The organism is Flavobacterium sp. B167r, assembly GCF_056824315.1.
In genome coordinates, this window is sequence record NZ_CP124859.1 from 2823242 (window position 1) to 2838534 (window position 15293).

The window sequence follows — 15293 nt, forward strand, 5'->3', positions numbered from 1 at the left end:
TTCGCACTTCCTAGAATTAATCATCTAAACAAATCTACAAATGAGTTTTTTATCTAAATTACATATAGACGGCGAAGAATTTAATGTTCTTGAATTTAATATTGGTTTTAAACAAGAAATTGATACAACAAGCAAACCTACAGGAAACGCTAAAGGCGGAGTTATAAAAATGATAATCGAAGCAAGTCAAAACAGTCACTTTTTAGCTTGGATGCTAAATGGTGATTTAACCAAAGACGGCAAAATTGTTTTTTACAGAAGAGATGCCTTAAGTAAAATGAAAGAACTTTCGTTTACAAAAGCATTTTGTGTTGGTTACGATGAGCAATTTACAAGCACTAACGAAATTCCAATGAGAATCACTATGGAATTAGTGGCGAAAGAATTGACTTTTGGAGACGCTAAATTCTCAAATAATTGGATTGCTTTAGATTAATTGTTTACAACCCAAATTAAAAACAAGGACGCATAATTATGGCACATTTTTCAGAACAAGTACATATAACTATAGGAGGTTTTACCCAAAACGTTGTTTATTATGATTTAAAGCTATCTCAAAAAATGGCCGATCATCATCATTTTTCATTTGTTTGGCAATATACAGGTAAAGCAGTAATTAATCCAGCAGATCAGGCCAAAGCGCTTAGAACCTATCTTGGCGATGAAGTGATTTTTACTTTTAAAAGTCTTACTGGAATTAGATTAATGAGCAAAGGAATTATTACAGAACTTTCTTCTATTGATCTTGATGGAAGTCCGGCTGGATTACACGTTTCTGGTGTAAGCCACAGTATTGTAATTGATGATATGAAGAAGTCAAGGACATTTAAAGACCGTAGTATGGATGATGTTGTACTCGGAATTTTGGGTGAAGGACCAGGCGAATTTTATCAAAGAGATTCTATTAAATCTAGTTATCTAAAAGAATTTAGCAATCTTTTGCAATACAACGAAACGAGCTTTGAATTTTTAAAGAGAATAGCTACCCGTTATGGGCAATGGTTTTATTTTGACGGAATGCGTATGCAGTTCGGACAAACAAAAAATAGCCAAACCAAGCTTATTAATGGAGCTTCACTGCATAGCTTTAAGATACAAGCTAATATGAGCTCGCATAAAATTTCGCTGAATGGTTATGATTATAAAAACGTAGCTACGTTTCGCGATTCTGCAGCTAAGACTTCATCTGGTAGTAAAGATAGTTTTGCTGCTATTGTAGGTTACAATCAGGGAACTGTAGCAAATTCTGATTTAAATAATGGCACTTATACTGCAAATGCTACAAGTAAAGAAGAATTAGAGGACATGATAAAACTGCAAACTGCGGGTAGCGATGCCAACAGTGTGTATTACAGCGGTATTTCTTATTTTCCTATTGGTCTTGGACAGGTATTTACAATCGTAAACCAAACTGTGTCACATGAATTAATTGCTATTGAAGTTGTACACCACTCTCAGGTTCACGGAAATTATTCTTGCGAATTTAAAGCAATTCCTGCAGATGTAGCAGCTCCACATTATACAGATGTATTTGTTTTCGGTAAAGCAGAAACACAGCCTGCACAGGTAAAAGATAATAATGATCCTGAAGGATTGGGACGTGTAAGAGTAGAGTTTTACGGTGCAAGCGGTACAGCAGTTACAGATTGGATAAGAATGGTGCAGCCTTATTCTGGTTCTGGAAAAGGATTTTACTTTGTTCCTGAAATCGGAGAAGAAGTTTTAATTGGCTTTGAAGGTAATAACGTTCAAAATCCGTACGTAATTGGCGCGCAATATAACGGACAAGATTCAAGTGGTTATGCTGATGCACAAAATAATGTAAAAGCGATTCATACCAGAAGCGGACACGTTATAAAATTTACCGAAGACGAAAGTATCATAATTGCTGATAAAAATGGTAACGAAATTGTATTGGATACTGTTGGAGGCAATATCAGTATTACAGCAAACAACACGATTGATCTTAATGCACAAAATATTAATTTTAATGCTTCGCAAAATATTAGTGTTAATGCAGGAATGAGTATAGCAGAAACTGCTGGAGGCGACAAGACAACTATTGTGGGTATGATGCTTAATACAACGGTTGGTGGTGACAGCATGTTGTCAGTTACTGGAAACTTCATGGAAAATATTGAGGGTAATTTGGAATCGCATACTGAAAAAGAAAGACAGGAAGTTTCTAAAGAAAAATATACAGTTCATAGTGTTGAAGAAGATGTAGATGTAAAGGCAAGCAAAAACCTAAATAAGTTTAGTGGTGAAAAATCTAAAGCTAGTTAGTCATGAGACATAGATACGTAGGTGGAAGTATTGTTAAGACGAGTAAAGGGAAAGCAACTTTTGAGGTGACTAATGGAGATTTTAATTCATACGCAGCTAAGCAGAACAATTGGTCTGGCCAAGATGAGACCAAAGAACATATTTATCAGCAAGGAGAAGAAGGAGATGCCAAAAAAGTTTGTGTTTGTAAAATTTCTAAAAAAGCTACTAACTTTAAAACTTTAATTGAATTAGTTAAGCAGGCAGAGGAAATGCTTATTCAAAACGGCCAAAAAGATATGGGAGTTAGGATAAATACTTTAAGAGGTATTTATTATGGAACTCTTTGGAGTATGGATTATAATGGTGAACAAAGTACAAATAGAAATACTGCATTTACAGTTTATACTGGTTGCGGAGTGAAATATGACGCACGTGTAGTTCTAAAATGTTCAAAAGATTGTAAATCTAATTTATTTGAATCTTTGTTAGCATCTCCTGAAGTTTTTGATAGTCCCTATAAAGCTGTTGATTTTGGACATCTCATAATAGGTTTGGACTCGCGTAGAAGTTGGAGGTCTATAAATGTTAAAATACCAACCCAAGGAGGTACTGGACTCGAATTAAATACATGGGTAGGAGATTTAGGAGGGGGGGCAGGAACCTTATCAAAACAAAGAATATTAAATCCAAAAAAGCGTGCTAAAACTATTTATATGGATAAGCATAGTTATGGATCAATGGTAAATTTAGAAGGAGATATAGCTGCATATGTTGTTGGTATGGATGAAAAAAAAGCAGACAAAATAGTTGATCCGACCGACAACTTTAGCAATATATATGAAGCTCTACAAGATTATTTTGACAAAAAATGGGATAAGAGAACATTTTATTTTATGGCGATGTTAGGTGCAGATGTTTCTGGAAACGTCATAACATATGATAAAGACGAATTAATCCAAAATTGTGCTGAAAAATTTAATGACTTTGCAAGATGGTATCTTGGAAATAGAATGAGAGATAGAAGTTCTGGTGGAATTGAAGACTTTGCAAAAGCAAGTAACTATTTCAAACCTGTTTCAGAAGAGATTTCGTCAATTTTCATAGAAGCATTAAGGCATGTTATAAAGAAGCCGGAAGATATGATAACCCACAGAACCGACCCAGATCCAAAACCGATGGAAGAAAGTACTACAAACAAAGTATACAAAAAAGGCAGAGAATTAACTAAAAAAGCAAAAGACGTTTTTGATAAAATTAAACAAGAGATACCATGAAATTATTTTGGAAAATTAATCTATATATAAACTTAATAGTATTTATTTTGTTTTTTCTTTATGTTGTTTCTATCAAGTTTGAAATAATAAATTTCTCCATAAGCAATTTTATTGCTGATCTAAGTTTTATATTTTTTATATACGGAGCTTTTTTAGAAATAATTCAAATACCTATTTGTGTAATAGGATTATTCTTTAAAAATAAACCCAAAAGAGTTTGGTTATTTTTTTTAATGATGATTGTGTTTCTCATTACTAAAATAACGCTTTACATATATATATTAGGTAGTGGATTGTAAAAGATAAAGTGAGTAATTAATCATTTTAATGTGAAAAATTAGATGTATTCCTCTCGCAGGATAGAGTATCTCGCTCGTGATATTTATTAAGAATAACTAAATTGGATGCACGAGCGAGACGCTCGCGCGAGCAGGAGTAGAGATTTCCTCGCTATAAAACTATTATGCTGTAGTAGATTGGGTAACTAATGAGAATACCCGTAAAAGGAGTGAAAAAATCTGGTATTTCAATCGAACAAAATGCAGGATAGTCAGGAGTGAATGGCTGGACAAATAGTACGGGTGTTTTTAAGAGAATAACGGATTTGAAAAATGAAACTTTGGAAGCGATAGGTGAATATGACAAAAAAGTATATTCAGGCAAACAACAAACTGAAGCTATTAATAAAACCTTGTTTTATAAATTAAACAATGAATATCTTATTTTTAACTGTCCTCCAATTATTAAAATAAAATAAATTCAGAATGAGAGATAAACTTAAAATATTACTTGTTTTTTTATCTCTATCTGTAATAGGATTTCTTTTGTATGCTAATCTGATGACTTATGGGAATCAAAGAGAACCAAAACGGGAACTATCTAGAGAATTAAAAAAAATTGAAAATATTTTAATTAAAGAGACCGAAGGAGGAAGTTATACCTATATAGAATTAATTTCAAGTGATAAATTTGAAAATTGTCAAAATTTAAAAATTTCGCAGAGAGTTACATTGAATATTTGTAGTGAAAACATTGAAACACAAGAAAAAATTCAAAATTATTCTCGTACAGTTTAGACTCGATTAGAAAAAATATTACCATATAAAGAATGTATAGATAGTATCATTATTAATGCATACAGTCTAAAACAAGATAAAACTTTTAAATTTTCTTACAAAATAAAATAAAACATCACGTGCTATGTATACAAATATTGTCAGCATCTGGCGATCTCTCGCTCGCAGCAGCAGGGAAAAATATGTGAAAGGGATAAAAACATAAAACCTAACAAAGTAAGATGTGGTGATAAATATGCTCATTTGTTGAATGCAAAGTATAAATTAACAGCAGAAGAAACAAAAAGATGGAATGATTGGAAAGGCATAGAATCGAATATGGAAAAAGTTGATGGCGCACTTTTTGATCCAGATGGGGCAAGACACAATGTTAAAGCCGCACCATCGCCAAAAGGGGTGCCACCTGAAATGCAAACTTTTAAGCCAATGTAACCATGAAAAAAGTAATTGTTTTAATTATTATTATCATTTTGGGGTACTTTTTGCTCAACGAGTGCTATCTTAAAAATATGCCATGCAGAACAGAAAATGGTACTTATGAAATTTGGGGAAATACCCCCGTTCAAATAAATGATAAAATTAAAAATGAGGATTGTGAGTGTATCAGCGAAACATTGATAAAGGAAAAGTTGCCACTTGCATTAACTGATAATCAAATAGAAAGTATAAAAAAAGAACTTCCTAAATGGGCAGTTAAAAATGTAAAAGGTTTTACAGAAAATGAGAGGGTAAATTTATCAGATCAATTTAAAAACCTTACAAATAAAGAGTTTCTGGAAAAATTAGAGTATGAATATACCTTCGTAGATTCTAGTTATCTGACTTGTTTTGTGCCTGTTTACACTTTTACATTTGGATCAACAAAAGCTTATATACCAAACTATCAGTGTGTGTATAATAATTACAAAAAAGCTAAAAAGAATAACAATTCATTAAAAATAAAAACACCAAATTTTCCAGTTATAGAATCTAAATTCTGGGCAGCAAATCTTGGTGATAAAGCCATTTAATTATCGATTGAGAACATGAAGAAAATAATTATAATCTCCATTAGTGTATTAATTCTTATATATGCTGTGGTAGTCATTATAAAAAAGATCAACTGGAATTCGAATCATTTTATTGGTGAAAAAATTGATAGTCTAAACGGTGTAGATGTATATTACAATGGAGGTGTAGGTAACTCGACAGGTAGAAATCTGACTGATGATGGCTATAATTTGGGAATGAAATACCAATGCGTGGAGTTTATTAAAAGATATTATTATCAATATCTAAAACATAAAATGCCTGATTCTTATGGAAATGCTGTCGATTTTTATGATAAAACGGTTGAAGATGGAAAAATGAATGAAAAAAGAAACTTGATTCAATTTTCAAATCCAAGTAAAGAAAAACCAAAAGAAAATGACATTATAATTTATAATAAATCATTGCTTAATCCTTATGGTCACGTTGCAATTATTTCTAAGGTTGAAGAAAATTCCATCGAAATAATTCAACAAAATTCAGGACCATTTTCGAGTTCTAGAGAGCACATAAAACTTCAGAATTTTAATAACCAATGGTTCTTAGATAATAATAGGATTGTTGGAAGATTAGCAAAGAAAAACTAGTAAAGAGGATTTGTATTGAAAACTAAATTTAAACGTTTCCTCGTTGGCGCGAGCTTACCGCTCGTGAACCCAGTAATTTATATGGTTCAAGATTCATATTAATTATCACATTTTACAGAAATAGTAACAATAGAATAATTCAGTTTTAAGGATATGAAGATCAAGATCAACATAAAGACAAACATGGTACACCCAGATAAAGATGATGGTGCAAAAGGAGTTCAGAATGTATTTGTAGCTTCAACGTCGATATTAAGTTCTTATAAGCAAACAAAAAGCTATACTCATATTAAACCAGAAGTCTTTCTCCCTGTTTAGAGAAGTATTTGCGTACTGAGGTATATGTTTTAGCTACAAACCGAAAGTTAAGGCTGGAGGCTCATTAGATGCATATAAAAAGAAATAAAAAGTAATAGTTCCTAAAAGTAAGGAGAAGTCTATAGACAAATCGGAGTAGACCCAAGTGTAAAAAGTATATTTTTATTATACTATTAAATAGATTAAAAGATTGAATAAATTAATGTTTTTTCCAATAATTATAACAGTAATTCAATTAATAAGCTTCGAGCATTTGTATTATATTCATAAGCACGGAAGTGGGCAATTTCCAGCTGATTTTATTGAATTGAATATTTTGGCCATTTGTAATATAGCCGTGTTAATTTTAGCTTATTTTTTATATTTTAAACCAGATATTAAGATAAATATCTGGTTAGTCCCTATTCTGTTAGCTAATATTACAATTTTACTTTTGCTTTTTATTTATGTAATAATGTGGGTTAATAAGTAAAATAATTTAAATGCCGATTTGTGTGACAGGGTTATGTTTTAAAAATAAACCCAAAAGAGTTTGGTTATTTTTTTAATGATGATTGTCTTTTTCGTTAAGAAAATAGTACTTAATATGTGAGCGTATTGTTGCTTCAGAAAATGATTTATTAGGAATTAATTTGGTTAACAAAAATTGAAGTAAAATGACATTGCTTTTTTTCGTACTTACTACTTTGCTCTTTTTTATTTATAAAAAAAAGAATAAGACTTATTATATTTCTCTTTTTTTCATTAATTTATTCGTTTTAATTTTAGTAACAATTAATCCAGATTTAAATGAAAAATATAATTTAAAACAAATTTTATATTTTTTTGATCATGCTAATGTATTTGTCATATTATGTATTATAAATCTGATACTGCTAATATTTATAATTTTTGATAGAGTTGAAAAAAGAACTTATCGTATTATGTACTGTGTTTTTGCTATTGTAGCAACATTTATTATTTGTCTAATTTTATTAGCTATAAACATTTTTCTAATTAAAGAACCTTTAAAAAATAATTTTGAAGGATACGTTTTCAATGATTCAAAAAATCCTTTAGAAAGTGTTAAAGTTATTGACAGAAATTCAAATACTTCTGTTTTGACTGATAAAAAAGGTTTTTTTAAATTGAAAAGAAAAGATGAAATTGATAATGAATCAAATCTTTTTTTTACAAAAAAAGGATATAAAGATAGCCTCATTTTAATAAAAGCAAATAGTTATCATCCTCCTAGTTCTTCTTTTATTTTTTTAAGAAACGAATCTGATACATTAAAAATGGTGGAAAAAGAATAATAAAGGTAAAAATTGCCTTACTGCAATTCTAAATATAAGGTAAAAGGTGTAAAAGGCTAACTCTTAATTTATCATGAAGGAAGCAAAGCATGATGATGCGTCAAATGATAATATTATTTTAATATGATTTATTTATTCAATAAAAAAAGAATGGTGAATTAGGTGTAAAAAGCAAATAGAATAAGAGTATGGGAATTAAAATGATTAAATCAATTTTATACATATGGATGACTTTGCTTAGTATAATGAGCTATGGTCAATCAGTTAGTGATAAATTAAAATATTTCAAGCAATATGCCTATTGTGATTGTGTTTTTTTGAATAATGGTAGACTTGATTCAACATATTTAAATGATAAATTTCAGATAAGTGATAAGTCTACAAATAGGTTTGTGAGTTTAGGAAAAATAACTGAAGAGCAAGGTCAGTTAGTTAGAGATTTTACAGAAAAAATGACTGGAAATTTTTACTCTATCGAAAGTCCTTACTACTCAGAAACCGGTAGAAGTAACACAATTACAAGTATGTGTCTTGAATTTTACGAATCTAAAGAGTTGGATGATTTTACAAGAAAATTATTAGGACTTAAAATAAATTAGAAAAGATAAAACTATGGGAATTAAAATAGAAAAGGTAAAATGCATCTTAATAGTGTTGTTAATTTCCCTCAAAAGTCTGGGACAGAATAAGGTTGTAGAATTAAAAAAATATGCCTTTAGTAAATGTTTAGATTATAATTATCAAAAAATTGATTCAACTTTTCATCAAATTTATAAAGATGCTTCAGCGGTTCAGATATCAATTGATGGTAATTTTTTACAAAATGATGAATTAAAGAAAAGAGTAATAGATTATACTATTTCTGTAACGGAGAAATATTACTCACAAAAGAATAATTTACACTTTGAAACAGGGGATAAAAACATTGTTTTTTGCAATTGTATTAATTTTTATGAATCAAAAGAACTAGATGAGTTTATAAAAAAAGCATTAAATAGCAATCTAAAATAGATCATAAAACGTCATTGATAGTTATTCTAATGAAATAAAGATTTCACAATGAGAAGGAAAATTTTAATTGCACTGTTGTTAATAAGTTCAATGGCTATAATACTGTTTTTAATTTTTTACTATAGTTTTTTCTTGAAACCGATAACAAAAGAAGAAGCACTTTATAATTTATACTGATCTAAAGATAATTTTCTCTTAACCTAATAGTTGTACCGCTTGGAATTGAAAACTTTTAAGCAATGTAAAAAAAGAAAAAAGCAATTGGTTTAATTATAATTATCGTTTTGGGGTACTTAGTATATTTAGCAAAAGATCGATTCTAAAACAGGAAGAATTTATATTATAAAAAACTAAATGGAATTGAAAAGGAACTTGTGAAAATTATTTTGATCAAAATTAAAAGAGAATGTTAAAATTGTTTTATAAATACAATAACGGATTTTATTTTAATGTAGAGATTTATGATGATTTTTCAAAATCAAATCTTGTTATCAATATAGAGAATTTGAAACTTTATTTTATTGACAAGATAAGTATGTCAAATAATTTTAAATTAAATCTCAATAGAATAACTGAAAAATTATGCTATATAGAGTTTTTTACAGACGATAAAAATATAAATGATCGATTAATAGATTTTTTTAGTTCTGAAAAAGAGCTGTTACCTCCTTGGATTGTTTTTTCAAATATTTTTGTTGGAAGCCCTAGATGGAATCAAGGTGTAGAGGAAGATTACTCAATTAAACATTGGATTCCTTATTGGAAAACTTTGGACACGCTGGCAAAAGATAAATATTTAGAAAAATACAATTGTAATATTGAATGGAAAGAGTGGCTTTCAAATAATGAAAATCATTTTTTAATTAATTCCTCGCTAGCGCTAGCGTCTCGATCTTGATATTTTTATTAAAAATAATATGCTCCAGCAGAGATGTGAAGTTTACTTCTCACCTTTATAAGACCGGTAATATCATTGATTAATGCCCATTAGATAAAAGTAAAAACAGGAAAACAAAATGAACAAAAAAATGTAGAATGAAGAATATAAAACAAATTATTTTTATTTTCATTGTATTTAGCCTATTTAATTGCAAAGGGCAAACCGAAGAAGGTGTGCAATACCCTAAAGAAAAGATTATGACAACAGATAGATTTGATATTGAAAGGTTTAAAAATTACCCAAAAGTTTTGAAATTAGGGGAAGAAAAAAAAATGCCTTCAACAAAAGATACTTTGACAGATGGGACAGTTATTGACTTTTCTTGGGGAAAGGGATTAGACAAGAAAAAATATTATTCTAAGAAAACTATTCCTCCTGTTCCTGCAGTCTACTTCATTGACAAAGAATATTACGAAAATGGTATTTTGAAACAAGAAAGGGAAATTTTTTTAGGCCAGTCAATAAATAGTGACCAGATAAAATTTGGAATATCAAAATATTATGATGAAACAGGTCAGTTAATTAAAACTGTTGATGAATCGATAAGATATGATAAAATCAAAGTCAAGCCTTCTAACTTAATTGAAATCATAAAAAGAGAGCCACTTTTTGTAAGTTTTACTAAGGAGGAACGAAAACACTTTATAGATATATTTCAAATAAATAAAAAAGAGGATGAGGTTACTCCAGATATTGTCAATAAAGCTTTAAAAAAGTATGTTATTCTTGATCCAGATAGCAGACCGGATGTTGAAAATGTTTTTTTAAAACTATCGGAGGATGAAAAAAGTTGGAATGTTACTAAAGATATTTATCCTTTTGGTCTTATTGAATTAAATATAGATGCTAACTCTGGTAAAATAATAAGCAGAACATATACAGAAGAAACGAGGCCATAAATATTTATGACACGCTGGCAAAGGTGAAATGATTAAAATTCATGCTTTTTCTAATAAGATTGGGGATGGATTTGATCAAAGTCATAGAAAAATTCGGGTTTGTCGTTATTGTAGTTCAACAATCAATAACAAAAAATAGAAGATCAGGGTAATAAAATCATTGTAGTTGATTTTGATAAGTTGATTTCAAAAAACAGATAAATATGAAACTATTTTGGAAAATTAATATATATGTAAACATAGTAGTATTTATTTTATTTTCACTTTATCTTGTTTCTATCAAATTTGAAGTAATAAATTTTTCCGTGAGCAATTTTATTGCTGATGGAGCTTTTTTTTTCTTTATTTATGGAGCTTTTTTAGAAATAATTCAAATTTGTGTAATAGGGATATTCTTTAAAGATAAACCTAAAAGAATTTGGTTGTTTTTTTTAATGATGATTGCCTTTTTCATTACGAAAATAGCACTCTATGTATATGTATTAGGTAGTGCATTCTAAAAAACAAAATGGAATATCAGTTATAAAAGACATTAAGTATTCTATTGATTTGTATTAATGATAAAAATGAAAAAGACATTTTATGAAATTCTAGAAATTGATCTTGAAAAATGTCATGCGAAACAAGAAATGACTATTCGTATTTCGAAAGATTCAATTACACGATCAAAAAAAATATTAGACAGATATATAAATTCAATCAATAAAACGATTAATAAAAAATTGAAAAGCAAAGAATGTATTGATAGTCTCAATATAGAAGTATTTTCATATTACAGCAAGGAAAGAATTGACAGTTTAAAATTTAAACACTATAAATATTCATTTTTTATTAAATAGAATAACACAATGAGACAAGATCGAATAAAAGACAGAGTGCTAAAAAGAGCAGCTAGGTCATGGGGCTTTTCAGACGTTGAGATGGAAACATCTTTTGATCCTGTCGTATCAATGATGCTTAATGCATTGTCTTACGAGTTGGAAAAAGTAGCTCATGAGCTTGAAGACTCAAAAACCCGTGTGGTAGAAAGAGTTTTGGAAATTATGTTTCCAGAAGTTACAGCGGGCGTAAAGCCGGCAAGAGCCATTTTACATGCTTTGCCAATAGATAATAATATGAAAGTTTCATTGCAGAATCAAATGTCGGCAAGTCGAAGAATTCATAATATTTACAATCCTTTGGCTCCAATAACTAAAGAAATTGCGCTTTCCCCGACATTAGAAGTAAAGTTATCTTCTGCTGAGGTAAAATATATAGCGTACGAGAGAAACTTATTCGAAATTTCGAATCTTTTTTATAAAGATGCAATTCGTGATTATAAACATTCTCTTCCTTCTGGTACTGTGTTTATGGGAATTGAGTTGAAGAATCCTAAAGTATTGGAATTAGAAGATTTAATGCTGTATATCGATATTAAAAACACACATCAGAAAGAAATGTTCCATTATTACCTGAAACAAATGAAGTGTTTTCAGGATGATGTACAAATCACGATAGAAGAAGGGTATAATGTTCCTATAAATAATATAGATATAGAAAGCATTATAAATCGTAATTACACGCATTTGAGTGAGATCATGCAGGACGTAAATGAGTTTTATTTTGATAACTTTTATACGCTAAAAGGTGCATTAAAACACAAACCTATTAGTGAATATGGCGAAGAATACAAATGTTTTGAAGCGATAACCAATAGAAATGATAATCCTATTATTTGGGTAAAAATGGTTTTCCCAGAATCTTTAATTCCTCAGATATTGGACAATGTTTCTTTTACAGCAAATTGCTTTCCGGTAATTAATAAAAAGAAGCATATTATAAATAAAACGCTTGGTAATTTCTTGTCGTACATTGCATTAGAAACAGATAATAATATCTATTTGGATGTTGATACTGTGATCGATGGATTTAATAATCACTACGAAATAAAGGAATTTAAAGACGGTGTTATTGAAGAAGGAAATGCTGTATTAAGAACGGGTGGAGTTTCCAGATTCGATTCTAGAAGCGCATCAGAGCTGCTTCAAAATGTATTAGACTTATTAAAAGACGAAAGTTCTTCTTTTGCAGGTTTAGGGAAAGATTTTATGAATAGCTCTTTGGTTGAAATTAACCAGCTTTTAGCTTCTGTAGAGCAGCAGGCTAAAGAAAGCAGTTTTTCTAAAAATAATGATCCTTATTTAATGATTAAACCAAAGATTGATGAATCTCTAGGCAAATCATTTTCAATACATTATTGGTCGACTTGTGCAGAAGAAGGAAATGATATAAAGGCGGGAACTGTTTTAGAAAATAAAGAGGATATGCAGTTTGTAAGTAAAGAAGCCATATTGATTACTAATACTGTTGGCGGAATGAACAAACAAAATAATAAAGACCGAATTTTAGCTTATCGAAACGCTTTACTTACTCGTGGTAGAATTGTAACTTTTGCAGATATAAAAGCATTTGGATTTAATCATTTTAAAAGTTGCATAACAGATATTAAAATAGAAAAAGGAACGCGAAAGGAAATCTCCGTAAAAGCAGGTTTTAGCCGAACTGTAGATATTCATTTAAAAGTAAATCCGATTGAAAAAGATTATTTATCGGCAACAGAATGGGATTATTTGTGTGAGAGTTTTATGAAAAACTTAAAAAACAGATCGTCAAATGTATTTCCGTACCGTCTTTTTATAGAAAACTAAATTAAATACAAACGCCAGAAACTTAAAGTTCTGGCGTTTTTGATTTACTGAAATCTATTTTGGTTTTTATTGGTATTTTTTATCCGTCAGTGTTTTCATAAAAGCAACCAAAGCTTTTTCTTCATTTTTTGTAAGTTTTAGTTCATCGAAAGGAAGCGTTTGGTTTTCGACTTCGTAACCTAAACCTTGTCCGCCGCCTTTGTTGTAAAAATCAACAACTTCTTCCAAAGTTTTAAAAACTCCGTTGTGCATGTAAGGAGGCGTCACTGCTGCGTTTCTAACTGTAGGTGTTTTGAATGCACCAACTAATTGAGGCATTTGATTGTATAAATAACGTCCCTTATCTGGACTTAATTTTTTGCCAGAAGCATCCTCAGGAGTTCCAATAACTTCATGTTCGCTTTTAGAATAGCTCGGTGGAACAGTTCCATTAAAAAGAGGAGTGAAGTGGCAAGTTGCACATTTTGCTTTTCCCATAAAAAGATTCATTCCTTCTATTTCCTGATTGTTCAGAGCATTTTTATTGCCTCTCATATATTCATCAAATAGTGAATTGAAAGCATTTAAAGAACGTACATAACTGGCAATTGCGTTTTGAATCTGCCAAGCCTCAGGTTTTGCAGTTTTTGGATATGCTTTTTTGAAAAGGCTGATATATTCTTTGTTCAATAAAATTTTAGCGTGAATATCGTCCATTGAGCCGTGCATTTCATCTTTATTTTGAATAACATCTACGCTCTGCTTTTCTAAATCTAATTGGCGCATATCCCAAAATTGAGCATTTTGCAAAGAAGCATATGTTAGAGTAGGAGTATTTCTCAAAAGATTAGACCCTGTTAAGGAAACATTTGTCTTTAAACCATCAGTAAATGCTTTTTCAGGATGATGGCAACTGGCGCAACTTCGATTATTATTTTTTGAAAGACTAGTGTCATAGAATAATTTTTCTCCCAATTTTGCTTTATCAGTTGTAAAATTATATTCTTTAGAAAGTACAAATGCATTTACATCAAAAGCATCTTTATCAAATAAAGTTTCAATTTCAGGCTTTAGCGGACTTGTTTTCTTTACGTTTTTGATATTCTCATCTTTCTGAAAAGTTTTGATTTTTCTCGAAATAGGATTCAAATATTCGGTAATAAAAAATGCTCTGTCAAAAGAATTGAAATTGTTGTTCTTTTTGCAATATTCGCTTGCTTTTACGATCAGTTTTTTTAAATCTGCTAATGCTTTATTATTGGAATTAATGATTTCAAGAGGCTCAGAAATAGAAATTAAACTTTCTCCCGCTTCAGGAATGGAAGATTGTAAAATCGGACTGTCAAAACCTGTAATTCCTAATGAAATGACGCGAAAGACATTTTGTTCGACTGCGTCTAAAACATAATCATCAGAAATAGCGATTACTTCAAATGTACTTTTAACCTGCTTTATATTTGATTGAAAAATATTCAATTCTCTCACTACATTTTCTTTATCCTCGATTTTATATTCAGGATAAATCAGTTCTTCGATCACCTGAAAACCATGGGGTTCAAAAGATCTGTTTTCTTCCAATTCCATTTCATCCAAAGCTGGGCCATTCATAAAACGAGCTGTTTCAGGAATGAAATATTCAATTGCCCATTCGACTTTTTTATAAAATAGGCGAGACTTTTTAAACTGTTCTACAATTTCTTTTGGAGCAGCATTATTATTGACAAGCTTTTGAAATTGGACAATTTCATTGTTTAATTTGGTTAAATCAACAAGAAGATTCTGCTTGATTGTAGTTTTAGATGTTTCGTTTTTTTGGCACGAAAAGAACAAACAAAGTGCTAAAAACAGAAATAAAAAATATTTTAATTTCATAATAGTGTATTAATAGAAACAACCCTTATCGAAAAATAAGGGCTGTTAAATAGATTTT

At 29.8% G+C, this 15293-nt stretch carries 18 protein-coding genes; 17 read left to right on the forward strand and 1 reads right to left on the reverse strand.

The genetic code is table 11. The features are described 5' to 3' along the window. The first annotated feature begins 40 nt into the window (after positions 1–40). From tssD to QLQ96_RS12600, 17 genes are all read left to right on the forward strand, one after another. Positions 41–436 carry a type VI secretion system tube protein TssD gene (gene tssD / locus QLQ96_RS12520; protein ID WP_482490929.1) on the forward strand — a complete coding sequence of 132 codons (396 nt, stop codon included), beginning with the start codon at positions 41–43 and terminating at the stop codon, positions 434–436. A 38-nt stretch (positions 437–474) separates the two neighbouring features. Continuing rightward, positions 475–2286, forward strand: a complete 1812-nt coding sequence (locus QLQ96_RS12525) for a type VI secretion system Vgr family protein (protein WP_482490931.1) — start codon at positions 475–477, stop codon at positions 2284–2286. Positions 2287–2288: 2 nt separating this feature from the next. Beyond that, positions 2289–3542 carry a hypothetical protein gene (locus tag QLQ96_RS12530; RefSeq protein WP_482490933.1) on the forward strand — a complete coding sequence of 418 codons (1254 nt, stop codon included), beginning with the start codon at positions 2289–2291 and terminating at the stop codon, positions 3540–3542. Between the two features lie 556 nt (positions 3543–4098). Then, a complete protein-coding gene (locus QLQ96_RS12535; RefSeq protein ID WP_482490935.1) occupies positions 4099–4299 on the forward strand; it encodes a hypothetical protein in 201 nt (66 codons plus the stop codon). A 7-nt stretch (positions 4300–4306) separates the two neighbouring features. After that, positions 4307–4618, forward strand: a complete 312-nt coding sequence (locus tag QLQ96_RS12540) for a hypothetical protein (RefSeq protein ID WP_482490937.1) — start codon at positions 4307–4309, stop codon at positions 4616–4618. A 246-nt stretch (positions 4619–4864) separates the two neighbouring features. Next, positions 4865–5050, forward strand: coding sequence for a hypothetical protein (locus QLQ96_RS12545; protein WP_482490939.1), 186 nt, complete (start codon positions 4865–4867; stop codon positions 5048–5050). A gap of 2 nt (positions 5051–5052) precedes the next feature. Then, complete coding sequence (locus QLQ96_RS12550) at positions 5053–5628, forward strand: hypothetical protein (RefSeq protein WP_482490941.1); 576 nt, start codon at positions 5053–5055, stop codon at positions 5626–5628. A gap of 15 nt (positions 5629–5643) precedes the next feature. Then, positions 5644–6234, forward strand: coding sequence for a CHAP domain-containing protein (locus QLQ96_RS12555; RefSeq protein WP_482490942.1), 591 nt, complete (start codon positions 5644–5646; stop codon positions 6232–6234). Between the two features lie 183 nt (positions 6235–6417). Beyond that, positions 6418–6552 carry a hypothetical protein gene (locus tag QLQ96_RS12560; protein WP_482490944.1) on the forward strand — a complete coding sequence of 45 codons (135 nt, stop codon included), beginning with the start codon at positions 6418–6420 and terminating at the stop codon, positions 6550–6552. Between the two features lie 656 nt (positions 6553–7208). Then, entirely contained in the window at positions 7209–7847 is a 639-nt protein-coding gene (locus tag QLQ96_RS12565; protein ID WP_482490946.1) for a hypothetical protein, read from the forward strand. Positions 7848–8035: 188 nt separating this feature from the next. Then, the gene (locus QLQ96_RS12570) at positions 8036–8446 is read left to right on the forward strand and encodes a hypothetical protein (protein WP_482490948.1); all 411 of its coding nucleotides are present in this window, start codon (positions 8036–8038) and stop codon (positions 8444–8446) included. Positions 8447–8459: 13 nt separating this feature from the next. After that, positions 8460–8858 carry a hypothetical protein gene (locus tag QLQ96_RS12575; protein ID WP_482490950.1) on the forward strand — a complete coding sequence of 133 codons (399 nt, stop codon included), beginning with the start codon at positions 8460–8462 and terminating at the stop codon, positions 8856–8858. A 406-nt stretch (positions 8859–9264) separates the two neighbouring features. Further along, on the forward strand, positions 9265–9756 hold the full coding sequence (locus QLQ96_RS12580; RefSeq protein ID WP_482490952.1) for a hypothetical protein: 492 nt from the start codon (positions 9265–9267) through the stop codon (positions 9754–9756). Positions 9757–9893: 137 nt separating this feature from the next. Beyond that, the gene (locus QLQ96_RS12585) at positions 9894–10697 is read left to right on the forward strand and encodes a hypothetical protein (protein ID WP_482490954.1); all 804 of its coding nucleotides are present in this window, start codon (positions 9894–9896) and stop codon (positions 10695–10697) included. 203 nt (positions 10698–10900) lie between these two features. Further along, positions 10901–11197: a hypothetical protein gene (locus QLQ96_RS12590; protein WP_482490956.1), complete on the forward strand. Its 297-nt coding sequence runs from the start codon at positions 10901–10903 to the stop codon at positions 11195–11197. Positions 11198–11263: 66 nt separating this feature from the next. After that, the gene (locus tag QLQ96_RS12595) at positions 11264–11536 is read left to right on the forward strand and encodes a hypothetical protein (RefSeq protein ID WP_482490958.1); all 273 of its coding nucleotides are present in this window, start codon (positions 11264–11266) and stop codon (positions 11534–11536) included. Between the two features lie 9 nt (positions 11537–11545). Next, the gene (locus QLQ96_RS12600) at positions 11546–13384 is read left to right on the forward strand and encodes a type VI secretion system baseplate subunit TssF (RefSeq protein ID WP_482490960.1); all 1839 of its coding nucleotides are present in this window, start codon (positions 11546–11548) and stop codon (positions 13382–13384) included. A 66-nt stretch (positions 13385–13450) separates the two neighbouring features. On the opposite strand, the gene QLQ96_RS12605 is transcribed toward QLQ96_RS12600, so the two are convergent. Further along, the gene (locus QLQ96_RS12605; RefSeq protein ID WP_482490961.1) at positions 13451–15235 is read right to left on the reverse strand and encodes a cytochrome-c peroxidase; all 1785 of its coding nucleotides are present in this window, start codon (positions 15233–15235) and stop codon (positions 13451–13453) included. Between the last annotated feature and the right edge of the window lie 58 nt (positions 15236–15293).

What these genes read in the sequence shown, in the direction of transcription:
- tssD (WP_482490929.1), top strand. Translation starts at nt 41, where the DNA reads ATGAGTTTTTTATCTAAATTACATATAGACGGCGAAGAATTTAATGTT.
- QLQ96_RS12525 (WP_482490931.1), top strand. Translation starts at nt 475, where the DNA reads ATGGCACATTTTTCAGAACAAGTACATATAACTATAGGAGGTTTTACC.
- QLQ96_RS12530 (WP_482490933.1), top strand. Translation starts at nt 2,289, where the DNA reads ATGAGACATAGATACGTAGGTGGAAGTATTGTTAAGACGAGTAAAGGG.
- QLQ96_RS12540 (WP_482490937.1), top strand. Translation starts at nt 4,307, where the DNA reads ATGAGAGATAAACTTAAAATATTACTTGTTTTTTTATCTCTATCTGTA.
- QLQ96_RS12550 (WP_482490941.1), top strand. Translation starts at nt 5,053, where the DNA reads ATGAAAAAAGTAATTGTTTTAATTATTATTATCATTTTGGGGTACTTT.
- QLQ96_RS12555 (WP_482490942.1), top strand. Translation starts at nt 5,644, where the DNA reads ATGAAGAAAATAATTATAATCTCCATTAGTGTATTAATTCTTATATAT.
- QLQ96_RS12560 (WP_482490944.1), top strand. Translation starts at nt 6,418, where the DNA reads ATGGTACACCCAGATAAAGATGATGGTGCAAAAGGAGTTCAGAATGTA.
- QLQ96_RS12565 (WP_482490946.1), top strand. Translation starts at nt 7,209, where the DNA reads ATGACATTGCTTTTTTTCGTACTTACTACTTTGCTCTTTTTTATTTAT.
- QLQ96_RS12570 (WP_482490948.1), top strand. Translation starts at nt 8,036, where the DNA reads ATGGGAATTAAAATGATTAAATCAATTTTATACATATGGATGACTTTG.
- QLQ96_RS12575 (WP_482490950.1), top strand. Translation starts at nt 8,460, where the DNA reads ATGGGAATTAAAATAGAAAAGGTAAAATGCATCTTAATAGTGTTGTTA.
- QLQ96_RS12580 (WP_482490952.1), top strand. Translation starts at nt 9,265, where the DNA reads ATGTTAAAATTGTTTTATAAATACAATAACGGATTTTATTTTAATGTA.
- QLQ96_RS12585 (WP_482490954.1), top strand. Translation starts at nt 9,894, where the DNA reads ATGAAGAATATAAAACAAATTATTTTTATTTTCATTGTATTTAGCCTA.
- QLQ96_RS12590 (WP_482490956.1), top strand. Translation starts at nt 10,901, where the DNA reads ATGAAACTATTTTGGAAAATTAATATATATGTAAACATAGTAGTATTT.
- QLQ96_RS12595 (WP_482490958.1), top strand. Translation starts at nt 11,264, where the DNA reads ATGAAAAAGACATTTTATGAAATTCTAGAAATTGATCTTGAAAAATGT.
- QLQ96_RS12600 (WP_482490960.1), top strand. Translation starts at nt 11,546, where the DNA reads ATGAGACAAGATCGAATAAAAGACAGAGTGCTAAAAAGAGCAGCTAGG.
- QLQ96_RS12605 (WP_482490961.1), bottom strand. Translation starts at nt 15,235, where the DNA reads ATGAAATTAAAATATTTTTTATTTCTGTTTTTAGCACTTTGTTTGTTC.